Source organism: Rhodococcus sp. YL-1, assembly GCF_001942025.1.
Taxonomy (GTDB): domain Bacteria; phylum Actinomycetota; class Actinomycetes; order Mycobacteriales; family Mycobacteriaceae; genus Rhodococcus_F; species Rhodococcus_F qingshengii.
In genome coordinates this window covers 1,734,590-1,759,022 of the sequence record NZ_CP017299.1, presented here as the reverse complement: position 1 = coordinate 1,759,022, position 24,433 = coordinate 1,734,590, and the positions used below count along the sequence as shown (strand labels likewise).

27 protein-coding genes are annotated in these 24,433 nt (G+C 62.5%); 4 read left to right on the top strand and 23 right to left on the bottom strand.

The features are described 5' to 3' along the window. Positions 1-148: 148 nt before the first annotated feature. The 6 genes from ccsB to hemL all read right to left on the bottom strand — a co-directional run bounded on the left by ccsB (position 149) and on the right by hemL (position 6,273). On the bottom strand, positions 149-1,111 hold the full coding sequence (ccsB, locus tag BH682_RS08305) for a c-type cytochrome biogenesis protein CcsB (protein ID WP_003941951.1): 963 nt from the start codon (positions 1,109-1,111) through the stop codon (positions 149-151). After that, a complete protein-coding gene (gene resB / locus BH682_RS08300) occupies positions 1,108-2,772 on the bottom strand; it encodes a cytochrome c biogenesis protein ResB (RefSeq protein ID WP_003942064.1) in 1,665 nt (554 codons plus the stop codon). The genes ccsB and resB overlap by 4 nt, the downstream gene beginning before the upstream one ends. Beyond that, positions 2,769-3,617, bottom strand: a complete 849-nt coding sequence (locus tag BH682_RS08295; protein ID WP_007735278.1) for a cytochrome c biogenesis CcdA family protein — start codon at positions 3,615-3,617, stop codon at positions 2,769-2,771. Before BH682_RS08295 ends, resB begins: the two co-directional genes overlap by 4 nt. Positions 3,618-3,619: 2 nt before the next feature. Continuing rightward, complete coding sequence (locus BH682_RS08290) at positions 3,620-4,225, bottom strand: TlpA disulfide reductase family protein (RefSeq protein WP_007735280.1); 606 nt, start codon at positions 4,223-4,225, stop codon at positions 3,620-3,622. Further along, positions 4,222-4,881 (bottom strand): histidine phosphatase family protein, encoded by a 660-nt coding sequence (locus tag BH682_RS08285; RefSeq protein ID WP_003941868.1) that lies wholly within the window; start codon positions 4,879-4,881, stop codon positions 4,222-4,224. Before BH682_RS08285 ends, BH682_RS08290 begins: the two co-directional genes overlap by 4 nt. A 66-nt stretch (positions 4,882-4,947) precedes the next feature. Continuing rightward, positions 4,948-6,273, bottom strand: coding sequence for a glutamate-1-semialdehyde 2,1-aminomutase (gene hemL, locus BH682_RS08280; RefSeq protein WP_064074192.1), 1,326 nt, complete (start codon positions 6,271-6,273; stop codon positions 4,948-4,950). A gap of 110 nt (positions 6,274-6,383) precedes the next feature. On the opposite strand from hemL, the gene BH682_RS08275 reads away from it, so the two are divergent. Both BH682_RS08275 and BH682_RS08270 read left to right on the top strand, forming a co-directional pair. Then, the gene (locus BH682_RS08275) at positions 6,384-6,731 is read left to right on the top strand and encodes a hypothetical protein (protein WP_007735283.1); all 348 of its coding nucleotides are present in this window, start codon (positions 6,384-6,386) and stop codon (positions 6,729-6,731) included. A gap of 59 nt (positions 6,732-6,790) precedes the next feature. Then, a complete protein-coding gene (locus BH682_RS08270) occupies positions 6,791-8,722 on the top strand; it encodes an acyl-CoA dehydrogenase family protein (protein ID WP_024487810.1) in 1,932 nt (643 codons plus the stop codon). Between the two features lie 40 nt (positions 8,723-8,762). Here BH682_RS08270 and BH682_RS08265 read toward each other — a convergent pair whose 3' ends face one another. Further along, entirely contained in the window at positions 8,763-9,779 is a 1,017-nt protein-coding gene (locus tag BH682_RS08265) for an ABC transporter permease (RefSeq protein ID WP_075832659.1), read from the bottom strand. 131 nt (positions 9,780-9,910) lie between these two features. On the opposite strand from BH682_RS08265, the gene BH682_RS08260 reads away from it, so the two are divergent. After that, positions 9,911-10,471, top strand: a complete 561-nt coding sequence (locus tag BH682_RS08260; RefSeq protein WP_007735287.1) for a TetR/AcrR family transcriptional regulator — start codon at positions 9,911-9,913, stop codon at positions 10,469-10,471. Here the strand turns inward: BH682_RS08260 and BH682_RS08255 are convergent. The 9 genes from BH682_RS08255 to BH682_RS08215 all read right to left on the bottom strand — a co-directional run bounded on the left by BH682_RS08255 (position 10,462) and on the right by BH682_RS08215 (position 20,053). After that, the gene (locus BH682_RS08255) at positions 10,462-11,337 is read right to left on the bottom strand and encodes a TIGR03619 family F420-dependent LLM class oxidoreductase (protein WP_007735289.1); all 876 of its coding nucleotides are present in this window, start codon (positions 11,335-11,337) and stop codon (positions 10,462-10,464) included. The genes BH682_RS08260 and BH682_RS08255 overlap by 10 nt on opposite strands. Continuing rightward, complete coding sequence (locus BH682_RS08250) at positions 11,334-12,992, bottom strand: ABC transporter substrate-binding protein (RefSeq protein WP_075832657.1); 1,659 nt, start codon at positions 12,990-12,992, stop codon at positions 11,334-11,336. The genes BH682_RS08255 and BH682_RS08250 overlap by 4 nt, the downstream gene beginning before the upstream one ends. 24 nt (positions 12,993-13,016) lie before the next feature. Then, positions 13,017-14,078, bottom strand: coding sequence for a DUF1214 domain-containing protein (locus BH682_RS08245; protein ID WP_042925645.1), 1,062 nt, complete (start codon positions 14,076-14,078; stop codon positions 13,017-13,019). An 88-nt stretch (positions 14,079-14,166) separates the two neighbouring features. Continuing rightward, positions 14,167-15,312: a sulfotransferase family protein gene (locus BH682_RS08240; protein WP_075832655.1), complete on the bottom strand. Its 1,146-nt coding sequence runs from the start codon at positions 15,310-15,312 to the stop codon at positions 14,167-14,169. Positions 15,313-15,334: 22 nt separating this feature from the next. After that, positions 15,335-16,126, bottom strand: a complete 792-nt coding sequence (locus tag BH682_RS08235; protein ID WP_075832653.1) for an SDR family oxidoreductase — start codon at positions 16,124-16,126, stop codon at positions 15,335-15,337. Beyond that, positions 16,120-16,479 (bottom strand): nuclear transport factor 2 family protein, encoded by a 360-nt coding sequence (locus BH682_RS08230; RefSeq protein WP_007735299.1) that lies wholly within the window; start codon positions 16,477-16,479, stop codon positions 16,120-16,122. The genes BH682_RS08235 and BH682_RS08230 overlap by 7 nt, the downstream gene beginning before the upstream one ends. Positions 16,480-16,503: 24 nt before the next feature. Further along, the gene (gene cysN, locus BH682_RS08225) at positions 16,504-18,405 is read right to left on the bottom strand and encodes a sulfate adenylyltransferase subunit CysN (RefSeq protein ID WP_075832651.1); all 1,902 of its coding nucleotides are present in this window, start codon (positions 18,403-18,405) and stop codon (positions 16,504-16,506) included. Then, the gene (gene cysD, locus BH682_RS08220) at positions 18,405-19,310 is read right to left on the bottom strand and encodes a sulfate adenylyltransferase subunit CysD (RefSeq protein WP_019744365.1); all 906 of its coding nucleotides are present in this window, start codon (positions 19,308-19,310) and stop codon (positions 18,405-18,407) included. The genes cysN and cysD overlap by 1 nt, the downstream gene beginning before the upstream one ends. Then, positions 19,307-20,053, bottom strand: a complete 747-nt coding sequence (locus BH682_RS08215) for a 3'(2'),5'-bisphosphate nucleotidase CysQ (protein WP_064074197.1) — start codon at positions 20,051-20,053, stop codon at positions 19,307-19,309. Before BH682_RS08215 ends, cysD begins: the two co-directional genes overlap by 4 nt. Positions 20,054-20,307: 254 nt before the next feature. On the opposite strand from BH682_RS08215, the gene BH682_RS08210 reads away from it, so the two are divergent. Further along, on the top strand, positions 20,308-20,919 hold the full coding sequence (locus BH682_RS08210; RefSeq protein WP_003942004.1) for a TetR/AcrR family transcriptional regulator: 612 nt from the start codon (positions 20,308-20,310) through the stop codon (positions 20,917-20,919). Positions 20,920-20,931: 12 nt separating this feature from the next. On the opposite strand, the gene BH682_RS08205 is transcribed toward BH682_RS08210, so the two are convergent. From BH682_RS08205 to hemB, 7 genes are read right to left on the bottom strand one after another with little or no spacing between them, the layout of a single operon-like run. Further along, positions 20,932-21,213, bottom strand: a complete 282-nt coding sequence (locus BH682_RS08205) for a metal-sensitive transcriptional regulator (RefSeq protein WP_003942012.1) — start codon at positions 21,211-21,213, stop codon at positions 20,932-20,934. 31 nt (positions 21,214-21,244) lie between these two features. Beyond that, a complete protein-coding gene (locus tag BH682_RS08200) occupies positions 21,245-21,517 on the bottom strand; it encodes a hypothetical protein (RefSeq protein WP_007735305.1) in 273 nt (90 codons plus the stop codon). Beyond that, complete coding sequence (locus tag BH682_RS08195) at positions 21,510-22,025, bottom strand: hypothetical protein (protein ID WP_003941872.1); 516 nt, start codon at positions 22,023-22,025, stop codon at positions 21,510-21,512. The genes BH682_RS08200 and BH682_RS08195 overlap by 8 nt, the downstream gene beginning before the upstream one ends. After that, entirely contained in the window at positions 22,018-22,455 is a 438-nt protein-coding gene (locus tag BH682_RS08190) for a hypothetical protein (protein WP_003942066.1), read from the bottom strand. The genes BH682_RS08195 and BH682_RS08190 overlap by 8 nt, the downstream gene beginning before the upstream one ends. Positions 22,456-22,470: 15 nt before the next feature. Beyond that, positions 22,471-22,626, bottom strand: a complete 156-nt coding sequence (locus BH682_RS36360) for a hypothetical protein (protein ID WP_003941930.1) — start codon at positions 22,624-22,626, stop codon at positions 22,471-22,473. Positions 22,627-22,683: 57 nt separating this feature from the next. Then, on the bottom strand, positions 22,684-23,346 hold the full coding sequence (locus BH682_RS08185) for a hypothetical protein (protein WP_007735307.1): 663 nt from the start codon (positions 23,344-23,346) through the stop codon (positions 22,684-22,686). Positions 23,347-23,395: 49 nt separating this feature from the next. After that, the gene (gene hemB / locus BH682_RS08180) at positions 23,396-24,370 is read right to left on the bottom strand and encodes a porphobilinogen synthase (RefSeq protein ID WP_075832649.1); all 975 of its coding nucleotides are present in this window, start codon (positions 24,368-24,370) and stop codon (positions 23,396-23,398) included. Between the last annotated feature and the right edge of the window lie 63 nt (positions 24,371-24,433).

The window sequence follows — 24,433 nt, the reverse complement described above, 5'->3', positions numbered from 1 at the left end:
GCCATCTCGCCGCTCCCCCTCGTCGATCCCACAGCTACCAGACAGCTAGTAATTCGCCAAGCTGCATCGTAACTGTTGCCCGCCCCTGACGTACCTACCGGTAATACCTACAGACCGGTCGGCAGCCACCCACGGTACCTCGAGAGGATCAGGTGAGTCCCGCGTAGGAGTGCAAGCCGGAGACGACCATGTTGATGATGAAGAGATTGAACAGCATCGCAACAAAACCGGCGATGTTGATCCAGGCGGCCTTCGTCTCCCGCCACCCGGACGTTGCCCTCGCATGCAGGTAGGCCGCGTAGATCACCCAGGCGATGAAGGACATCGTCTCCTTCGGATCCCAACCCCAGAAGCGTCCCCACGCAGCTTCCGCCCAGATGGCACCGAGGATGACGCCGGCGCCGAACAGCGGAAACGCGATGATCGTGCTCTTGTACGCCAAGCGGTCGAGAGTCTGGGCATCCGGCAGTCGCTCTGCGATCCGGCCACCGATACTCGTGCCTTCGTCACCGGGCGGGAACTTCAGTCGCAGCAGGAACAGAAGGCTCGCGATACCGCCGATCATGAAGATTCCGGAACCGACGCTGACGATCGTCACGTGAATCGGAAGCCAGTACGAGCGCAGCGCCGGAACCACGGGAGCCGCGTCGGCGTAAAGGACCGTGCCGGCGAGGAACATCAAGATCAGAACCGGCACCAGCAAGAAGACCCACATCGGACGGTACGCCGGCTTGATCAACAGGACGTGCCCGACCAGCAACGACGCCGCACACGCCATCGCCACGAATTCGTACATGTTGCCGAGCGGGAATCGTTCCGTCGCAAATCCGCGGAGCACGATCGACGCGATGATCAGCACCGTTCCGACGACCAGGACAGCTCGGCCCATTCCGCCGAATCGTTCCGAGAGCGACTTGCTCGGAGTCTCCGCGACCCTGCCAGGCACGGATGCGTCGACACCGCCGGCGGAGACCAGTTCCTTGTCCTGAACCGCCTTTGCTCTGGCCGACGCGTACTGCACGATGAGCAGCACAAACGCCAGCACGAGCACGGTGAAGGCGGACTTGAAGGCCCAGTCGCTGTACTGCGCGAGTGTCTCGTTCGTTGTCATCGGGCGTTCTCCTGCGCGTGCGGTTGGTTCACCGCGGTGGTCGGATTGCTTTTCAGCAAGCGGTCGGCGAGGCGGTCGAACTCGTCGCCCCAGCCTGCGTGGTCGGTGCGGGCAAGCCCACCAAGTTCTACTACAGTACGTCGTTCGTCATCTGGATAGATACGTGCCCAGACGCGGCGACGCTTGATCACGAGCGAGACGAGTAGGCCCGCCATCATGGTCAACGCCGAAACCAACACCCACACCTGAGCGGGATCGTGGGAGACCTGCAGGTTCACGAAGTCGACGGCACCATCGAATCGCACCTGGGTTCCATCGGCAAGCGTCGCGCTCTCCCCCGGAAACAGATTGACTCGATCCTGCTTGACCAGTCGGCCCTGATTGATCAGTTCGGTGTTGAGTTCGAACAGCGATTGCGGGTTACCGGTATCGAGTCCGGTGTCGCCCTTGTAGATGTCGATGGCGACTGCCGGATCGTTCATCGCCGGGTAACTCGACGACAGCAGGTTGCCGTGGAACAGCGCGGTGGGCGCGAACAATCCTTCGATGGCAATCTGATTCTTCCGACGCTCGTCCGCATCGGGATACATGCCGCCCGGCGGGTCGAAGCGCATCGCGCCACTGCTCAGGAACGTCGTGGCGTCGTCCGGACGCCACTGGAGCGTCTCGGTGCGGGTCTCACCGTTCGGGAACGTGACGGTGAACGTCGGCGCGTATCCGTGTCCCTGCAGGTACACACGATCGCCGGCGATCCGCAGCGGGTGGTTCACCTGGATGGTCGTGTCCCGCCAGGTATCGGACTCGAGGTCGTCGCCTGCCTGGTACGAGATGTCCGAGGTGAACATCTCGGCCTGACCGGTCTCGAGGTAGTCGGCCTGGAAATTCTTCACACGTACACACAGCGGGGTCATGCCGGTGCCGTCGAGGCTCAGACCGGCGACGAAGGAGTCGAACACTGCCGGCGAGGTCGTGCAGAACCCGGGGCCGTCGTTGGCGATGACGATGCGATTGCCCTCGTAGCCGAACAACTTGCCCGCGGCGATCGCGATCAACAATCCGACCAGCGAGAGGTGGAACACGAGGTTGCCGAACTCGCGGAGGTATCCCTTCTCCGCCGAGATGGTGATCTCGCCTTCGCGTCGTGATTTCGAATCGCCGCGACGCGTTTCGACGCGCCACCCGCGCAGTTCTTTCGACACCCGGGCAGCAAGTTCGTCGGGAGTCTCGCCGTCCACGACGCTCTTGGTGTGGTGCGGCAGGCGAGCAAGATTGCGCGGCGCATTCACCGGACGGGTGCGCAGCGCCTTCGCGTGCTCCACGCAACGCGGCAGGATGCAGCCGACCAGCGAGATGAAGAGCAATGCATAGATCGCGGTGAACCAGAAACTGCTGAACACGTCGAACAATTCGAGGCGGTCCATCCACGGACCGAGCGTCGGACGCGCGGCGATGTAGTCGGTGACCTTGCCCTCGTTGAGGGTTCGCTGTGGCAGCAGGGCGCCGGGGATCGCAGCGAGCGCGAGGAGGAACAGCAGTACCAGCGCGGTCCGCATCGAGGTGAGCCCGCGCCAGGTGTTGCGCCCGAGTGCAACGACTCGACCGATCACCGACTGCTTCGGCAGCACGGGTTTCGGGTGGTCGTTATTGTCGTCAGCTGTCATATCGGCAGCGTCACCTCCGAGATAAATGCGTCGCGAACCCAGCCGACGAACTGGTCCCACGCGCCGGTGACGAGGGCGATTCCCACTGCCACCAACATGATTCCGCCGAAAATTTGAATGGTGCGTGCATTACGACGCAACCAGCCGACGCCGGTCAGCGCGCGCGCCGATCCCAGCGCCAAGATGATGAACGGCAGGCCGAGTCCGATGCAGTACGCGACGATCAACGTGACACCACGCGCGGCGGTCATCCCGTCGGTTCCCGCCGCTACGGACATCACGCCTGCCAATGTCGGACCGAGGCACGGCGTCCAGCCCAGAGCGAACACTCCCCCGAGCAGCGGCGCACCCACCAGTGACGACACGCGACGCGGTTCGAAACGAACGTCCTTCTGCAGCGCCGGAATCAGCCCGATGAAGACGAGACCCATTGCGATGGTGACGACACCGCCCACTCGCATCAGGACCTCGCGGTTGACGAGCAGCGTGGAGATCACGCCGAATACCGACGCGGTCGCGAGGACGAACACAACGGTGAAGCCCGCGACGAACAGTCCGGCCGCACCGGCCACCCTCAGTCGACTGCTCCGGGTGATCGTCCGCGTCTTCGCCTCTTCGGCCGTGATCGCGGGAGCGTCGGCACCGACGACGCCGGCCAGGTAGGACAGGTAGCCGGGAACGAGCGGCACGACGCACGGTGAAGCGAACGACACCAGACCGGCGAGCACACAGGCGCCGAGGGCGAGCAGAAGCGGACCGGACGACGCCGCGTTCTGAAACGCTTCGCCCACACCGGCACTCAATGTGTCGCTGCCGGCCAGCAGCGTAGTGGTCGTGGTTGTCATCTTTACTGCGCGTCTTCCTGAGCTACTCGCTGGACGACGGGCAGCAAATCCTCGGCGAGAAGTTCTTGGAGGAACACCGCGGCGACGCGATGCTGGCGGTCCAGGACGATCGTCGTCGGAATGACCGACGTGGGGTAGCCGTCACCGAGGGCGATCAGCGAACGCATCGACGGGTCGTAGATCGACGGGTACGAGACCTTGTTGTCGACCACGAAGTCCTGCGCTTTGTTCTTGGTGTCGTCGCGGACGTTGATGCCGAGGAACTGCACGCCCGAATCCTTGGTCTGCTCGTAGACCTGTTCCAGGTCGTCGGCTTCGGCGCGGCACGGTCCGCACCACTGACCCCAGACGTTGAGAACGACGACCTTGCCCTCGAAGTCCTCGACACCGACCTTCTGACCTTCGTTCATCAGATCGGGCCCGGAGAGCTTGCCGATGGTGCCTCGGTCGGACGGCGGATCGTAGAAGATCTTGGTTTGTCCGCCCGGTGAGACGAAGTCGAAAGTTCCGCCCTGTGCGACGGCGTCGTCGCCGGTCGCGCAGGACGAGAGAAGAAGCATCGCCGACGCAGCGGCTGCGAATGCTGCGGCGATGCGGCGCGAAATCATGCTCCTGTCACTCTCGGGTCGGAGGCGCCGGCAGGTTCGGAGTAGACGATGTCGACCAGGGTGTCGCCTTCGTAGACCAGTGAAGTCAACGAGGCCAGTCCACACTGACGGTGACGGGGATCGTGCCAGAGACGCTCGCCCTGCAGGAATCGACGCAGTGTCCAGACCGGAAGTTGATGGCTGACGACGACGGCTTCGTGTCCGACTGCCGCGACGCGTGCGGCATTGACGGCTGCGAGCATGCGATGCGCGATCTGCAGGTAGGGCTCGCCCCAGGACGGGGTGAACGGGTCACGCAGTTTCCACCAGTGACGCGGACGCGAGAGCGCACCGTCCCCGACGGCAACCTTGAGACCCTCGAACTCGTTGCCTGCCTCGATCAGGTTTTCGTCCGTGACGATGTCGAGCTTGTGTGCCTCGGCGATCGGAGTCGCGGTCTCTTGCGCCCGCTGCAGCGGCGACGCGACCACGTGGGTGATGTCGTGATCGGCGAGCACCGACGCGACCGCACGAGCCTGAGCTTCGCCCGCCACCGACAACCGGAAGCCCGGGAGCCGTCCGTAGAGGATCCCGCGCGGGTTGTGTACTTCGCCGTGGCGCAGGACGTGGACGATGGTGCGGGTGGACGTGTGGTCGGGGTGATCGGCGTCGGTCACAGTCGAGGGTCCTCGCTGAAGATGATGGATGTCGGAAGCGTGCGGGTGTTCTGGAATGGGAACTGGTCAGGGCTTGACGGCAGCAGCTGCGGCCTTGGCTGCGTGCGGCATGGCGTCGGCGATGATCGAGAAGGCTCGATCGTCGAGTGCTGCGGAGACGAACCACGCTTCGAACGCGCTCGGCGGCGGGTACACGCCGCGGGAGAGCAGTGCGTGGAAGAAGGCGGGGAATCGCCAGGTCTGCGCGGCTTTGGCTTCGTCGTAGTTGGTCACCGTGTTCTCGGTGAAGAACACGCTCACCAAGGTGCCTGCGTACTGCACTCGGTGTTCGACGCCTTCGGCGGTGAGTGCTTGGGTCATGAGGTCGCCGAGGGCGGTCGCGTTCCGGCCGAGCTTGGCGTACACCTCGGCGTCGGCGGCGCGCAGGCTCGCGAGTCCGGCGGCGACGGCTACGGGGTTACCCGAGAGGGTGCCTGCCTGGTAGACGGGACCGTCCGGTGCGAGGTGGCCCATGATGTCGGCGCGGCCGCCGAATGCTGCGGCGGGCAGGCCGCCGCTCATGACCTTGCCGAAGGTGTAGAGGTCGCCTGCGACGTTGTCGATGCCGTACCAACCCGAGGCACTGACGCGGAATCCGGTCATCACCTCGTCCATGATCAGGAGTGCGCCGTGCTCACGGGTGAGACGACGCAGACCCTCGTTGAAACCGGGAAGCGGTGCGACGGCGCCCATGTTTCCGGCGGCAGCTTCGGTGATGACACACGCGATGGCCCCGGGATTGGCCTCGAACGCCGCGGCCACCGCGTCGAGATCGTTGTAGCGCACGACGATGGTGTCTTCTGCTTGAGCGCCGGTCACGCCGGGAGAGGTCGGCAGCCCGAACGTCGCGAGGCCGGATCCGGCGTCGGCGAGAAGGGCGTCGACGTGGCCGTGGTAGCAACCGGAGAACTTGACGATCTTGGTCCGCCCGGTGAATCCGCGGGCGAGGCGGACTGCGCTCATCGTGGCTTCGGTTCCGGAGTTGACCAGGCGAACCTTTTCCACGGGCGCGACGCGGGCGACGATTTCCTCGGCGAGGGCAACTTCGCCTTCGGTCGGCGCACCGAAGGAGAGACCTCCGAGGGCTGCTTCGCGAACGGCTTCGACGACTGCCGGGTGAGCGTGCCCGAGAATCATCGGACCCCAGGACGACACCAGGTCGACGTAGTTGTTTCCGTCGACGTCGGTGAGGGTGTAGCCGGATGCTTCGCGAATGAATCGCGGTGTTCCGCCGACCGAACCGAACGCGCGGACGGGCGAGTTGACGCCACCCGGAATCACGTTGCCGGCACGTTCGAAGAGCCGAGCGGAGTTCGTTGCATGCACGTCGGGATCACCGGAAGACACAGTCACGGCTTCCAGTGTCCCAGTTCTGTCGAATCTGACAACGACAGGGTGTAGGACTTCGGTGCTCGAGGCGAGTTTTCCGGTCGAACCGGGCCCCGCGTGAGACGATTCCGGGCATGAAGCGACTGTTGACGACGCTGATGGTCTCGGCTGCGATTCTTCTCACATCGTGTGGTTCGGACGCTTCGAACGACGACAAGGCGACAGTTTCGTCGCCGCCGAGTGCCACCGACTCGGCTCGAACCACCGCGGCGACGAGCACCGACCCCGCGTTTCTCGGCGGGTGTTCGGCGGTGTCCGTCTACGTTCAGCAGCGTGTTCAGAGCGGCGACACGTCGACCCAGACGGCGGGCGCCGACTTCCTGAAGATCGTCGAGAACGACCCTTCGTACCAGGCTATGTCCGAGAGCGAGAAGGAACTCTTCCGCCAAGGAATCGAAGCGGGTGCCGCGGGCTCCTGCTGAATGTGAGGTTGGGATCGAACCGGGTTGCCCGCGGTGCGCTACGCGCTATCGTCGGTTCCATGGCCACCACAGCGGACCACCTCAGGACAACACTCGACGGACGCTGGCGGGAGGTGCGTGAGCGCGTTCGCGGCGAATTGAACGACGAACGTTTTGCTCCGCACTACACACCCAACACCGCCATTGCGCGCTCCAAGGCTCTCGAACAGATGCGGGTCCTCGCCGATCTCGGGTACGCCGCAAACGGTTTCGCGGTCTCTCACGGCGGAACGGGCGACGCGGGTGGCGCCGTCACCAGCATCGAGATGCTCGCGATGTCCGACCTCTCACTGATGGTCAAGGCCGGCGTCCAGTGGGGTCTGTTCGGCGGCGCCATCGAAAACCTCGGCACCGAGCGTCACCACCAGGCGTACGTCAAGCCGCTGATCGATCTGGACCTGCTCGGTTGCTTTGCGATGACCGAGACCGGTCACGGCAGCGACGTCCAGGAACTCGAAACCACGGCGACCTACGACGTCGAGACGGGCGAGTTCGTCGTCAACTCCCCCACTCCGTCCTCTCGCAAGGACTACATCGGCGGCGCTGCCCAGCACGCCACCGTCGCAGCGGTGTTCGCACAGCTGATCACCGGAGGCGAAAGTCAGGGCGTCCACTGCTTTGTCGTGCCGATTCGTGACGACGCCGGCAACGACCTCCCCGGCGTCACGACGTCCGACTGCGGGCTCAAGGGTGGACTGCCCGGAGTCGACAACGGCCGCATCGTCTTCGACCAGGTCCGCATCCCGCGTGAGAATCTACTCAACCGTTACGCCGACGTCGCCGAGGACGGCACGTACAGCTCGGCGATCGAGAACCCGAACCGTCGTTTCTTCACGATGGTCGGCACACTGGTTCGTGGACGTGTCACCGTCGGTGGTTCCGCGGCAGCGGCCGCCCGCGTCGGATTGGCCATCGCCGGTCGATACGCCCTGCAGCGCAGGCAGTTCAGTGCTCCGAAGAGTGACGACGAAGTCCTGATCATGGACTACCTCGTCCACCAGAAGCGTCTGCTGCCGTTGATCGCCCGCTCGTACGCTCTGCAGTTCGCACAGAACGAACTCGTAGCCGCGATGCACGACATCCAGAGCAGCGACGACCCGGATCCGCAGGAGCAGCGCGAACTCGAAGGTCGCGCCGCCGGACTCAAGGCCGCCAACACCTGGCATGCCACTCGGGCCATCCAGGAGGCACGCGAAGCCTGCGGCGGCGCAGGCTATCTCGCCGAGAACCGCCTCACCGCACTCAAGGCGGACACCGACGTCTTCACCACGTTCGAGGGTGACAACCACGTTCTGACGCAGTTGGTCGCAAAAGAACTCCTCACCTCCTACGCCGACGAAGTCCGCGGCATGAGCCCGGTCGACTGGATGCGCTTCGCCGCTACGACGGTCTCCGACGTGGTCAAGAAACGCACGGCAGCGCAGCAGATCCTGCAGACGATCGTCGACACTCGCCAGGACAACGAAGAGGACGGCAGCCTCTTCAATCGCGGCACCCAGATGAAGATGTTCGAAGACCGCGAAGAGTACCTACTCGCCACTGCGGCAAGGCGATTGCAGGCAGCGCAGAAGCGCGAGGAGAACCCGTTCGACGCGTTCAACTTCGTGCAGGACCACGTGCTCAAAGCCGCTCAGGCGCACATCGAGCGCGTCATCCTGGAAGCATTCGTCGCCGGCATCGACTCGTGTGAGGACGAGACCGCAAAGGAACTCTTCGGCGAGGTGTGCGATCTCTACGCACTGTCCGTGATCGAAGAGGACAAGGCCTGGTTCATGGAGCACCGGCATCTGTCGGTGGAGCGTTCGAAGGCCGTGACGCGCGGAATCAACGAGCGTTGCCGCACCCTGCGCCCCCACGTCGAGACACTGATCGACGGGTTCGGCATTCCGGACATCCTGCTGGGGTCCGCGATGCTCGACGGACCGGGCACCGACGCGGTACGGCTGAAGTAAAGGGTTCGGGTGGGGTCGGCAATCGCCGGCCCCACCACACTCAGTGCGCTGCTGCCTTTTTCGACTGGCGAGAGGCGAGCAGTCCGGTCAGGCCGAGTGCCGCGACCAGCCAGATCCCCAGAACGAGCAGGTGCGGTCCGGCGCCGTTGCCACTGAAGTAGATGACGGAGCGGATGGGCTCCATGGCTGCCGATCCGAGCCAGAACGAATGGATGTGCTGCCAAAATCCCGGCAGGAACGACACCGGAATGGCACCACCCGAACTCGGGAAGTTGATGAAAACGAGCACCGTCAGCACCGCGAAGATCGCGGCTTGGCCGAGCAGTCGATTGAGCAGAATGCTCACCGCACCGACGGTGAACGTGTAAACCATCGAGATTCCCAGCAGTTGCAGGATCTGGCCGAATGACGCCCCGAAGGCGTGCATGAAGATGCTGGTGATGCCGAAGGCTATGAGCGGGGTGAGTATCGCCGCACCGGCCAGGATCGAATACTGCTCTCGCAACCGCATTCTCGGCGCAACCTGACTGAGCACCGTGATGGTCAGGTAGCCACCGAGGGTGCAGACGATCAGGAAGTAGAAGAGTCCGACAGTCGAGGAGTCGCGCGCCGTGACAGGCGCCGAGTCGATCACCGTGACCTGCTGCCCCGTCTGCTCCGCAACCGAATGCGCCAAGCTGCTCACCACGGAAACCGTCGAGGCGCCCGCGCCGGTGGCGATATGTGCGGTCACGGTGTCACCGATCTCGATGGCGCCGATCGCATCGCGGTTGTCGATCCGAGAGAGTGCGTCGGCGGCGTTGGCTGTGGCAACGATGTCGAACTTGTCACCCGACGAAGCCTGGATTCCGTCGATCAGCGGGGCCGTGACGGACGGCGACCCGACCACCACGATCGGTGCCTGATTCGGCGTCGGCGAATGGAAGGCGCTGACGTAGCACAAGCAGAACATGATGACGAAGAACAACGGAAATGCGAGTCCACTGCCCACCATCTTCCAATTGGTCGGCGGATCGACAACTTCTTCGCTGGGTGCTCGGACGTCGGTATCTGTCATATTCCACGCTCTCTTCACTAACCGCATCTAGCTGTCAACACCGTTGACAGACTCAACAGTCAACACCGTTGACACGTTATAGTCAACGCCGTTGACAACGCGGTCGGCGAGCGAGCACAGAGGTCGATGTCGTGACACCCACGAGGCACACGCCAGAGCAGGAGCACCCCTCGACATCCGAGGCGATTCGCGCGGCGGCGTTCCAACTGTTCGGCGAGCACGGGTTCGGCGGCACGTCAGTTCGCGCCATCGCCAAAGTTGCCGGAATCGATCCGGCCCTGGTCATCCGGCATTTCGGGTCCAAAGAAGCACTGTTCCTGGAAACCACGCCGGTTGCGGACTACTTCGAAGGCCAGTTCGACGGCCCACTCGACACCCTCGGTGAGCGAATCGCCGCCTTCGTCCTGGGCAAGGCCGACGCCCGGATGCTGTCGGTGTACACAGCGCTCATGCGAGCGTCGGACAGTCCACGCATCCGGGAGCGACTCCGAGACATGACCGGAGTATTCGCCACCAATCTCGCCGCTCGTCTAGACGGCGAAGACGCGTACACCCGCGCACTCCTGGTCTCCGCCCAGGTGTCCGGGCTGTTGAGCGTCCTCAGCGACGAAAGTATCCCCCAGTCCGCAGATCGCGACGAGTTGGCAAAACTCTACGGCCGGGCGATGCAGACGCTGATCGATCAGTACTGAGCGATGACCTCCTCGGCAAACCGCCGAATGGAGTCGAGTCGTCCCTGACGATCACCGGAGTCAACTCCGTAGTGATACCAGGGCAAAACTCTGATTTCCGTGACTCCGAGAGTCTCGAGTTCGCGATATCCGTCCAGATCACGAACATCCGTCGGCGAGACGTTGACGCCGAAAGGAACATCGGCACGACCGTACTCGACCCGCAATTCCGTGAGACGATCGATGGCGCAGGCTAATTCGGCTTTGGTCGTGTTCACCGACATCCAACCGTCAGCCAGCCTGGCTGCACGACGCAACCCCGGTTCGCTGTGCCCACCGATGTAGATCGGAACCGGAATCTCCGGAGCAGGACTGATCATCAGAGCGTCGAAATCGTAGTGCTTGCCGTGGTATTCGACCCATTCCGGCCCACGTCCCGCACACACCGCCTTGATGATCTCGATGGCTTCGTCGGTACGCGCGCCGCGGGTGCGCATCTCGGTACCGGTGAAGGTGAATTCCTCGGGAATCCAGGACAAACCGACGCCGAGAGCGACGCGGTTCCTCGACATCACGGCCATGGTCGCGACCTGCTTGGCAGTCAACAGCGGATCGCGCAGTGGAAGTTTGAACACGTTGGTGTAGAACTGAATTCGCGATGTGACGGCCGCCATCGCCGCCATGGCAATGAACGGATCAGGCATCGGCGTCTCGGGCGCCCACATCCGCTTCCCGTCAGCAGTGTACGGGTACGGCGCCGACACCTGCTCCGGATAGAACACGGAATCCGGCATCGCGATTCCGTCGAACCCCACCTCTTCGGCGACCTGCGCCAACTCGCACAGTTCCAGCGCGTCGATCATCGCACCCGCCAAGGACCACTTCATCGTTCCACCGTTTCGCCGTTGGGCGAGATCCAAGCGCCGCCCAAGAACATGATGTCGGTGATGTTGCGAACGACGCCGTGAACGTTGCCGTCCCATGCGGTCAACACCGACGCCGGCCCCCAGATCACGTAAGGCACAGTCGCGTTGGCGTACTCCTGCACCTTGCTGATCGCCTCACGGACAGCATTGTCCGTCGATGCCGTCTGCACAGCTGTGATCATCGCGTCCATCTCCGGGTCCGCGAAGCCGGACGGGTTGTTCTTCGAATCACTGGCCATACTGTTGTACAAATTGAGGTACGGCGCTTCTTCTCCGACCGGAGCGCCACCTCTGGTCATGTCGAAATCGTGGTCCTTGTATACCCGTCGAACCAGATCGGTCACATCGGTCGCGTAGTCGATGGTGACGTCGAAACCGATCGCGTTCAGCGACGCCTGAACCGTCAGTGCCGTCGCCTGTTGGCTCGGCTCCGAGGTGGTGAGGTAGCGGAGTTTCCCGTCGTACCCGTCGGACTTCGCTTGATCGAGCAGCGCCTTTGCCTTCACCTGATCGAACGGAATGCCTGCTGTGTTGTTGTACCAACGTGACGTCTGCGGGACCAGTTCGGAACTGGCGGTGCCCAATCCGTTGTTCGCCCGGGTATTGACCGCCGCCGGATCCACCCCGTAGGCGATCGCCTGACGGACGCGAACATCGGCCCCGGGCTTGCCCTCACGGTTGTTGATCGTGCCGATCCCGTTCTGTCCGGTCGGACTGAGGTAACCCGAGTATCCGTCGTCGAGAGCTTGTTCGATCACGGCCTCGTCGCGGAGGATGTACGTCATGTCGATCTGGCCGCTCTTCAACGATTCGTACGGAGACTGCGCACCCGACGTGGGAACAAACCGCACTGTGTCCAGTGGAGGTTTACCGCCCTGATAATCCGTGCGTGCGGCGAGTACCAGTTCTTCGTGCGGGGCGAACTTGGCCAAGGTGAACGGACCCGCCCCGATCGGTGTGAACGCTCTCTCCCCGGTTCCTGAAACCGACCCTGCCTCTCCCCCTGAACTTCGCGCAACGATCATTCCGGGCCCGAGCGACAACAGCGCCGGGAATTGACGCCAGGGCCGCTCGAGCACGAATTCGACTGTGGTGGCGTCGGGCGTCTCGATCCGATCCACGATGTTGAGCCAGGTCTGCGATACATCACCCTTGCCTGCCACGAATCGATCGATACTCCACTTCACCGCTTCCGCGTCGAGCGGACTTCCGTCGCTGAAGGTGAGGCCGTCAGCCAAAGTGACGGTGTACGAGGTGAAGTCGCTGTTGTTCGACAGTGTCTTCGCGAGTTGTGGCACGAAGCTCCCGTTTGTGGAGTCGCTGCGTACCAGCGTGTCGTAAATCGCGGCCATTTCGGTTCCGCCGGTCGAACCGGCGGCTTGCGTTCTCGTGGGGTCCAACGAGGAAGGGAACGAATAGGACCCGAAGGTGAGAACACCGCCGTCGATCCGCTCCCCCACATCTGGGGCGCCCACAAAACCAGCTGCGCCACTACTGCTCGGTGAAGCCGATCCCGAGTTGTCCCCACTGCTCGACGCGCAGCCGGCCAACATCAATGCACCGGCAAGCCCGAGCGCGACAAAGCGAGGGCCGAACCTAATCTTCCTGGTGTACATACGTTCCCAATCTCCGTCAGCGTGTCAGATCTTGACTACCTTCGACGTCGGGATCGGGTGCGAGTCCGCCTTGATCCAGCGCAGCGCCCATGTCCCCTCGGCATGCGAATCGGTGTCGATCCAGTTGCCATAACCCGGATCCTTCGCCGCCACGACGATTGTCATGGTGCCGTCGTCGTTGAGCTTCGCGGTGTGATTGTTGATGTAGATGTTCGTGCGGTTGTAGTCGAGGGACTCGACCCAGAAGTTCTGCAGCACGAAGTTGAAGTACTCGCAGTTCGGAACCTCGGTCTCGATGACCCACGCCTCGTCCTCGGCGAGCTTCCAGTAACCGTGGAAGTAGAAGATCGTCGGATCGCCGCCGGCATCCTGGAAGTAGTCCTGTCCCCAGTCGAAGATCTCGTTGGTGTGCGGCTGGAATTTGCGCGACCATTCCAGGAAGGTCTCCGCCATCCCCTTCACGATCCCGACGGACTTGGTGAGGCGCTCGCCGATCTCTTCCGGAGTCAACGGGACGAACTCCCCGTCCGGGTTCAGGCATTCGATGGTCAGATCACCGACAATCTCGTTGCGTCGATCCTGGTGAGTTTGCCGAACGGAGATGAGGTTGCTGTCGGGCGCCAAAGGCAGCCAAGCGCCCTCATCGGGCTTGTCGACGCTCGCGATGAACTCGAAACGGCCGTTCTCGTCGACCTCGAGGTCGTGGATATGCAGATCGCCGGTCTGCAGCATGGTGCCGTCGATGTGGTACCGATTTACGCGCGAGCCGAAGGTGATCAGCGGGACGGTGCCTCGGGTGCCGATGATCCGGTAGTTGTACTTACCGGAAATGTTGGCGCGCATGTAGACGTTGTCCGGGTTGTCGGCACCGATCTTCGTCATCATGTTCGGGTTCGGAGCCGACGAGAACTGCGGCCACCGCGGATCGGTGTACTCGACACAGTTGATCGTGCCGTACCGAAGCAACCGACTCAGGTAGCGGACGCCCTCGGCTTGAGTCAGCGGATCCTGAGGGACGATCTCGTCTTCCAGGACCTTTCCGACCTCGAGCAGATCTGCGCAGAACTTTTCCCAAACAGCATTCATGTGAATCTCCTTGTTTCGGTTGGGGCTTCGCCCTGTGCGCCTTTTTGGTAGTCGGCACTACCAAAAAGGCGCACAGGGCCGGAGGGCTTCAGGGTGTGGTGGCGAACTTCGCTTCGACGTCGGCAGCGCTCACGCCGAAATCCTCGAGCGAATAGCGATGCGACGGACGACGGTGCTCGGCAAGGCTGGCCTGATGCGACGCCTCCACCGCGGCGCGGGCGTCGTCTGTGAAGGGCAGGGCGAACTGTGCATAGATCTTCTCGACGGTGCCGACCGCATCGGCGATGAAGTCCTTGTAGTCGACGTCGATGAACTGATCGGGGTTGTAACGGCTACGGGCATTGTTGAAGTTCGCATTCCCTCGCGCCCACAACTCCAGTTGCGTGCGCCCGATGGCCGGACGATCGAAGGCCCTCGACATGTCGTGTCCGCCCTGCTCTACGAGGCTGAAGGTGGACGCCATCGATGTCAACGGGTCCCGGAAGGTCCGAACGAACAGTGCATCCGGATAGACCGACATGATCTCGTCGATCGCGAAGACATGGCTCGGGCTTTTGAGCACCCACCGTCTGTCCTGGTCGTGCAGCCCGATCAACTGCAGGTTCTTCTTGTGCCGCGCATATGTTTCGGTCCAGTCCTGCTCCGCCAGCCACCGGGTGTAACTCGGCACGTACGCCACCGTCTCGAACGCGGTCGAGAGCATCGTCTGCTGCAGCAGCCGCCAGCATTCCTCGACCTCCTCCGCCCCCATGAAATGAACCTTCATCAGGTCTGCCTCGTTACGCTGGCGAGCACGGTAGAAGGCGTCGGAGCGAACGTAATCTTCGTTCTCCGACCACGTGTCGCGCTCGGGGCGCGGCTGCGGCGTCTCGGCGAGCCACATCTCGGCGCCCTGATGCGCTGGGTCGGCACCGAGCAAGCGGTGCAGCGCGGTGCTGCCGGTGCGGGTCAACCCGACCACGAAGATCGGGCGTTCGATCGGAACATCTACGTGCTCTGGATATTTCGCGAATCCGGCCTCACTGGTCAGGCGACCCGCGAGCGCTCCGACGATCATCTTGCGAGCGATCACCTTGCCGTGAGGAGTGAGGTCGGCCTCGTTCTGGAACGACTCGAGGAGAACTCGAAGTCCTTCGAGATAGCCTTCGCTGCCGAAGTTTTCGTACCCGGCCGCCTCGCGCGCAGCCTGGTGCAGGTGATCGATGGAACCGATGCCGTCGTAATCCTGTGTCATGGCTAGTCCTTGTATGAGTTGATCAGTGGTGCGTGTGACCGCAGTTGACGTCGAGACATTGCCCTGTGATGGCCCTGGCTGAATCGGACAGGAGGAAGACGACAGCGTTTGCGATGTCATCTGGCTCCGGCAATCGGCGCAGATCGGCGCCCGCTGCGATCTCGTCGTAGATCACCTTGGGGTCGACTCCTGCCTCCGCCGCCTTCTTCTCGAACATGTTCTTGACCGAGTCCGCCCAGATATAGCCGGGAGCAACCGAATTGACTCGAACGCCCTTGGGACCGAGATCGATCGACAAACTGCGTGCCATTGCCAGGAGCCCGGATTTCATGATGCGGTAGGCCCCGAACCCGGGAAGCTGGTTGCGCAACACCATGGACGTGACCATCACGACGGACCCGTGCGACTCGATCAATGCCGGAGCAAATTCTCTGGTGACGTTCAACGCCGCGAGCAAGTTGATGTCGATGCCCGACTGGATGGACGCCACGTCGGCGTCCAGGAGCGGGACCTGCGCGGGTTGAACAAATGCGTTGTTCACCAAGCAATGCACCGCACCGAACTCAGCGACAGTTGTCTCCGCCAACGAAGCGATCGAATCGACGTCGGTGAGGTTCGTCGGGACGGCCAACGCGATTCCGCCGCGGTCTCGAATCTCCGTTGCCACCGATTCCAAGCGCTCGGGTGTGCGGGCAGCCAGAACAACCTTCGCTCCGGCCGCCGCGCTCTGCAGCGCAATCGAACGACCGAGCGCCGGGCCCACTCCCGAGACGACGACAACCTTGCCTGCCAGCAGGCCCTGATGGGTCAGCACAGCGCCTGCGGATCGAGAACAACACTCAGGGAGATGATCTTGCCGTTCTCGTCGAACTCGAACACATCGGTGGCAGCGAAGTCAGGGATACCGGCGCGCTGCACCCGAAGCTGCATGGCTGCGTACTTTCCCGTCACCGAAATCGGACCGAGCAGGCTGACTGTGAAATCGACCTGCGCGTTCGCGGTATCGAATTCGCGAATCTCGTCGATTCCGCGGTAGGTCTGGACCCCCAGCGGTTCGTGTTGAACTGCGTCGGGCGCAAACAGCGCAACCAGTCCGTCGACGTCGTGACGTCCGAGACACTTGACGTAATCTTCTACGGCAGAAACTATTTCAGCCCTGTCAGGCATGGATGCTCCTCGTGTTCAGGCGGATCAAGAAATGGTTCCGCGGGCGCGGAGATGGTCGACGATCGCGATCGCAGCGTCCTCGGTCGTCGTGACACTGGTGTCGATGTGAATGTCAGGGTTCTGCGGCGGTTCGTACGGCGAATCGATGCCGGTGAAGTTCACCAACTCGCCCCGTCGAGCCTTCTTGTACAGCCCCTTGGGATCTCGCTCCTCTGCGACGGCAAGCGCGGTGTCGACGAAGATTTCGACGAACTGTTCGTCGCCGATCAATTCGCGGGCGGCATGACGCTCGGCCTCGAACGGTGAAATGAAGGACGCGAGCACGATCAGACCGGCGTCCGCCATCAGTCGGGTGACCTCGGTGACGCGACGGATGTTCTCGACGCGGTCGGCTTCGGTGAATCCGAGGTCTCGATTCAGCCCGTGACGGACGTTGTCTCCGTCGAGGAGGTAGGTGTGCGCGCCGAGTGCGTGCAGTTGACGCTCGACATCGTTCGCGATGGTCGACTTTCCCGAACCGGAGAGACCGGTGAACCACAGAACTGCGGGTTGGTGTCCCTTGAGCCTGGTGTGCGCGGCCTCGTCGACGTCGACGGATTGCCAGTGAATGTTGTCCGATCGACGCAGCGAGTGCGTGATCATGCCCGCACCGACAGTGCCGTTGGTGAGGCGGTCGATGAGGATGAAGCTACCGGTGTCACGGTTGCCGACGTACGGGTCGAACGGGACCGGTCGATCGAAACTGAGGTTGCACACACCGATTTCGTTGAGCGCGAGAGTAGTCGTTGCGGTCTTCTCGATAGTGTTGACGTTGATCTTGTGTTTCGGTTTGGTGATGCGCGCAGTGACTGTGACGGTACCGATCTGGCACAGGAACGGCCGTTCGGGCAGCATGGGAGCCTCACCCATCCAGACGATGCAGGCCTCGAACTGATCGGCTACGGCCGGCGGATTGTCGCCGATGGACAGCACATCACCGCGACTGATGTCGATCTCGTCGGCGAGCGTGATGGTGACCGAGCGGCCCGCACCGGCAACGTCGAGGTCGCCACCCATGGTCACGATGCGCTCGACTGTGGACGTCTTTCCACTGGGGAGCACGCGGATGGGATCTCCGGGAGATACGGTGCCTGAAACGATCTGGCCGGAGAATCCGCGGAAGTCGAGGTCCGGCCGGTTGACCCACTGCACCGGCATCCGGAACGGAGCCGCGGCGGCAGCATCGTCGATGTCCACGCTTTCGAGATGCTCGATCAGGCTTGGTCCGGAATACCACGGGGTATTCGCACTGCGCTCGGTGAGATTGTCACCCATGTATGCCGACATCGGGATGGCGACGAACCCGTCCAGACCGATCTCGTGAGCGAACTCTGCGTAATCCGCGGTAATGGCATCGAAGACCTCTTGCGAGTAGTCGACGAGGTCGAGCTTGTTCACGGCAAGCACCACGTGCTTGATCCCCAGCAACGACACCAGATACGAGTGCCGGCGGGTCTGAGTCAGTATCCCCTTGCGGGAATCGACAAGGATCACAGCAAGATCGGCGGTCGACGCGCCCGTCACCATGTTTCGGGTGTACTGCTCGTGCCCCGGAGTATCGGCGACGACGAACTTGCGTCGCTCGGTCGTGAAGTAGCGATAGGCGACGTCGATCGTGATGCCCTGCTCACGTTCGGCGGCGAGACCGTCGACCAGGAGCGCGAAATCGAGCCCCTCCCCCTGGGTTCCGCTCTTGCGCGAATCGGCTTCGAGCGCCGTCAACTGGTCGTCGAAGACGAGTTTCGATTCGTAGAGCAGACGGCCGATCAAGGTGCTCTTGCCGTCGTCGACGCTGCCGCACGTGATGAATCGCAGCATGCTCTTGTTCGCATGACGTTCGAGGTACGCCTCGATGTCGTCAGCGATCAGATCCGAGGAAACAGTCATCAGAAGTACCCCTCTTGCTTCTTCTTCTCCATCGACGCACTGGAGTCGTGGTCGATGACCCGTCCCTGGCGTTCGGAAGTGGTGGTGAGCAACATTTCCGAGATGATCTCGGTCAGGCTCGTGGCGGTCGATTCGACGGCTCCGGTCAGCGGGTAGCAGCCGAGGGTGCGGAAACGAACGCTCTTGAGTTCCGGAGTCTCTCCCGGCAGCAACGGCATCCGGTCGTCGTCGACCATGATCAGCGCACCGTCCCGCTCGACGACGGGCCGCTTGTCGGCAAAATACAGCGGAACGATCGGAATCTCTTCCTGGCGTATGTATTCCCACACATCCAGCTCGGTCCAGTTCGAGAGAGGGAAGACGCGCAGGCTCTCGCCCGGCGCTTTGCGGACGTTGTACATCCGCCACAGTTCCGGTCGCTGCTGCTTGGGATCCCAACGGTGCGCAGCTGATCGGATCGAGAAGATGCGTTCCTTGGCGCGGGATTTTTCTTCGTCACGTCGGGCGCCGCCGAATGCAGCGTCGAACTTGTAGTGATCGAGGGCTTGTTTGAGGCCTTCGGTCTTCCACATATCGGTATGGACGGCCGAGCCGTGAGTGAACGGGTTGATCCCCTGCTTCACGCAGTCCGGGTTGGTGTGGACGATCAGATCGAGATCGCCTGCAGCAGCGGTACTGTCACGAAGTTTGTACATTTCACGGAACTTCCACGTGGTATCGACGTGCAGAAGCGGAAACGGCAGCTTCGACGGATAGAAGGCCTTGCGCGCCAGATGCAGCATCACGGCGGAGTCCTTGCCCACCGAGTACAACATCACCGGGTTCTCGCTCTGGGCAACAGCTTCACGCATGATGTGAATGCTCTCGGCTTCGAGTCGTTCGAGGTGCGTCAGTGTCGCGGTCATCGGCCCAGTTCCTCCAGTGCTTTCGGGGCGAGTTCTGGTCGGCAGATCAGCAGATCCGGCAACCACGGGTTTTCCTGGTTGTAGCGCAGTTCGCTGCCATCGATACGCGAAACATGCAGTCCCGCAGCACGTGCGACAGCAACGGGCGCCGCCGAATCCCACTCGTACTGTCCGCCCGCATGTGCATAGATGTCTGCCTCACCCGAGACGACCGCCATTGCTTTGGCTCCGGCGGATCCCATTTCGATCAACTCCGCGCCCATCGAGTCGGCCATGCGCATGACCGGTTCCGGACGACGCGTCCGCGATACGACGACTCGAACCGGCGTCGCGGCATCCCGTTCGGTTCGATCATCGCTGCTCGAATAGGTGACGCCAAGGGCAGGCATTGCGACCGCACCGGTTGTGAGGACACCGTTTTCGGTCAGTGCAACATGAACGGCCCAGTCCGGTCGTCCGGCCTCGCCGTACTCACGGGTGCCGTCAAGAGGGTCGACGATCCACACCCGATCCGCAGCCAGCCTCGCGAGGTCGTCAGCCCCTTCCTCCGACAGCACTGCATCCGCAGGAAAGCGTCGGGCAAGTTCGGCGACGATGAATTCGTGACTGAGCCGATCGGCCGCGTTCTTGAAAGTCGCGACATCACCGTCGTTTTCGCCGAGGGATTTCCGATGGTCGAGCAGAAGTTCTCCAGCCGCAGCGGCGATGTCGATCGCCGCGCGTTCATCGTTAGTGCGTGTCATAGGTACTCCACAACTGTGTAGACCTCCCGATCGATACGGGAAGAAAGGTCAGGCCGACCGCAGAGTGTCCAGCACTTTGCACTGGCCTCGATGTGGTCTGCGCCATACCGTAACACCAGAATGAACGATGTTCATTCTATTTCGAACAATGTTCATTCTATGATCTGAGTCACATCGAATTCTGGACGGCGCTCGACAACGAACAGTGTTCGATGTGAATTGAGGATGCCGACCACCGCGACTACGGTGATCAAATGAGCAGTACCAGCAGCAAGTCGATCTACGGCGACGCCGAAGTGCGTCGACGCCGAACTCTCGACGCGGCGATCTCGCTTCTGGACGAAGGAGGCTACTCCGCGCTCACGATCCGCGCTGTCGCCAAACGAGCCGGCACCAGCACTGGCCTGATCTACCAGTACTTCGTCGACAAGCAGGACATCTTCGCCGCCCTCCTCAGCGAAAGTCAGCTGGAAATGGCGGACTTCGTGAACTCGCTCCCCCGCGAGCAGGGACTGAGCGCCTTACTCGAGTCCATGATTTCCGAGTTTGCTCGGCACTGGGCACGGGTGGGTCGACTCACCACGACTTGGCGCGACATCGAAGGCATGGCCGGGTCCGACCGAGAAAGCATGCGGGAACTTCACGCATCCGTAGCGGTCTACAACTCGGCATTGATTCGAGCGCTCACCGAATCTGCTGCAGCCGAAGGGAGCCGGTTGATCGACGACCCCGCGTTGATCCATCTCGTGCTCTCCGGACTCAAAGGCCTGTCGGACACCATCGTCATCAACATCGCCAAAGAAGTCACACCCGAGTACTTCGTGAGCTTCTCCGCCCGGGCGCTCGCGCGGTCCATCACGGAGTGACGGACCGACACCTTACGAACGAACGAGGCGAGCGATGGCCGCCTGAGCTTCCTTGATCTTGACGTCCGCTTCCGGACCACCCTGCTTGGCAGCTTCGACGACGCAACCCGCAAGGTGGGCGTCGAGAAGCTTCAGGGACACGGACTGCAACGCGCTCGTCGCGGCGGATACCTGGGTGAGCACGTCGATGCAGTACCGGTCGTCTGCGACCATGCGTGAAATTCCGGCTACCTGACCTTCGATACGACGAAGGCGCTTGAGCAGATCGTCCTGCTCGGGGCTGTAACTACTCATACCGCAACTATACCCCCTACCCGTATGAGGGCTACTGCGATGCGACGAAGCCCACCCGGACGCGGCGCACGACATCGATGGCCATCAGCCCCGCAACCAGAATCGACAACCCGGCGCCCGAGATCCAGAGACCGTCGTAGTGCGTGCTCTCGAACGGTGGAGCGCCCTCCAGTATCGGTCCGAAGTCGGACGTCGTCGTACCCGCTCGCCAGCACACGACCGCCAGAATCGTTGCGGCGACGATACCGAGTACACCGATCCACGTCTTCACGTCGACACGCGGGGATGGCTGTGGCTCAGTCATCGGCAGACCCGTCCGGTTCGACACCAACCACAACGACCTGACTCAACGCCTCGCGCAGTGCCTGATCGTCCTTTGCCCACGCCCGCACCAATCCCCCGGTGGTCAAACGTAAGCCGATACCGTGCCGACGCCTGGGCACTCCGGACAGCTCACCGAGCGCGCGTGCCGTTTCCCACGGTTCCATTTCGTCCTCGTAGGCAGCGTCGTCGGACTCCGGGAACACCTCGGCGATCTCGGTGATCGGCACCTCTTCGGTTCCCTGACGCAACGTGGTCGCGGTCAGAAGTACGCTCGCGTGCCGCCGTGCTGCGATCACCTGCACGTAGACCAATCCGGTGAGGATCACGGCGAACATCGCCAGACCGAACCAATGCACCACCGGGCCGGTGAACAGTTCGATGACCAAGGCGATCAGGCAGAAGATCGGACCGAACGCGATGGCCCACCACCGAGAACCCGGTTCGTAGTACAGAACGTCCGGGCCGATTTCCGGCGCGCGATCAGCCACGGGCAAACCAACTTCGGGTGGTGTCGCGGTAGATCGCGACGCAGGCACAGATCAGCATGACGGGAACAACCAGCGCGAGCACGGTACTGATCCCGGCGACGACCAGCGCGATCTGCAGCACCGCGAACACTCCGGACACGATCACCAGGATCCGTCGGCACAACGCCCGTCCGGCGCGAGTGGGACCGGCGAGGCCGCCGATCGCGAGGCCGGTCAACAGCAGAACCAGCCCGGACACCCGCACGAAGGTGACGTAGATGTCGATGTTTCCGGCCGAAACGCCTTGATCGGTGAACTGCTCACGCAACGAATACGAAGCGCTGGTGACATTGATCAGGCCGAAGAGTATGAGCAGGAACGCGCTGGCGATCCACAGCCAGAATGCTGCCTCGACAGCCGTCGGGCGCCTGACCTTCGTAGAGATACTCACGGGTTCAAGTGTGCGCTATCCGCTGACGATGCCCGGAATCATGAGCATCAGGAGTGTCACCAGAACAGAGGCTCCGAGGATCGCGAACAAGATCACTTCGGTGCGTGAACCACGTTGGCGCAGTGGCGCGTCGTGGGTGCTTTCCGTACGCAGGGCTTCCTGAGAACTCATCGCGTCCGACCTCTCCCCTACCACTTCAGTGACCCGTTTCACAGTACCCCGAGCTACCTACCGGTTCCCCGCCGGGGGGAAACGAAGAAAGTACGGATTGGACTCTTTTCGGTGCATCATCACGATCGCCCCGACAGCAGCAACTGCCTGCAGGATTTCCGCTCCGCCGAACAGCAGAGTGGCCGCGCCGCCGTCTCCGCCGAGCCCGAAGATCACCGGGATCGCGGAGACCAGCATGAAGACGCCACAGAACGTCAGCAACATTCGAGCCCAGTTCCTGCCGCGACTCATCGCGCGCACGAACAGAAGGAACACCGCGGTGACGATCACGACCAAAACCGCAGAGAAAACGATGACCAGTGGGAACATGCCCTCCACGTCGGAACGCGTCAGACCGGCGTCGACAGCTGCCTGATTTCTGAGCATCTCGTCGACGAACATCGACTTCTGCCCGAGCAGCATCCAGATCATCGCGCCGCCCTGGACCAACCCGAGCGCCGTCACAGCCCACCACAACTGAATCGCAGTCACGACGTCCGTCGGCGGCTCGGGTTTCGGCGCAGGTCCCGGGTATCCGTTGTAACCGGGGCCGTATCCCGGGATCTGACCCGTCGGCATCGGTCCGAGTTCGCGGTACGGCTGATTCTCGAACGGCTGGTTCTCGTAGGGAGGTTCCCGGCGGGGCGGTTCCTGGCGCGACGGCGGCCACTGCTCGGTCATGACACCAGCGTATCGGTCGATACCGGCGCAGCCACCATGCGTGACTCCGTCACAGCCATCCGGCAACTTCCGACGCCCAGTAGGTGAGGACCACGTCGGCACCGGCGCGGCGAATGCTGATGAGCGATTCGAGAATCGCCGCGTCCCGATCGATCCACCCGTTCTGCGCGGCCGCGGTGATCATCGAGTACTCCCCCGAGATCTGGTACGCAGCGACCGGAACCGGGGACCGGTCGGCGGTCTCACGCAGAATGTCCAGGTAGGACATTGCAGGCTTGACCATCACCATGTCGGCGCCCTCGGCGACGTCGAGGTCTACCTCGCGCATCGACTCGCGGCGATTGGCGCCGTCCTGCTGATACGTACGACGATCGCCTTGCAGTGAGGATCCGACGGCTTCACGGAACGGCCCGTAGAACGCTGACGCATATTTCGCGGCATAGGCGAGCTGACCGACATCGACATACCCCGAAGCATCGAGTGCACCGCGGATCGCAGCCACCTGACCGTCCATCATGCCGCTGGGACCGAGCAGGTGCGCACCCGATTCAGCTTGTGCGAGAGCCATTTCGACGTATCGGATCAAGGTCGCGTCGTTGTCGACAGCGCCGCCGGCAGTCAACACGCCGCAGTGGCCGTGATCGGTGAACTCGTCGAGGCAGGTATCGGCCATGATGACCGTCGAATCGCCGAGTTCGTTTGCCAGAGCGCGCAATCCGACGTTGAGGATTCCGTCGGGATCGGAGGCACCGGACCCCTGGGGATCCTTGTCCTCCGCCTTCGGGACACCGAACAGCATCAGGCCACCGACGCCGGCTTCCACCGCTTCCACCGCTGCGGACCGCAGCGAATCGAGAGTGTGCTGGAAAACGCCTGGCATGGAACTGATCTCACGCGGTGCGTCGATGCCGTCGGCGACGAACATCGGCAAAACGAGGTGCCGGGGTTCGAGCGAGGTCTCTGCCACGAGTCGCCGGAGCGCAGGAGTGCGCCGGAGCCGGCGAGGGCGATGAGTGGGAAACACGAGAAGTAGCCCTCCTTCGTCGGAACCTGTGAGCGGTTGAGGAGTCCACAGACTCCTCAACCA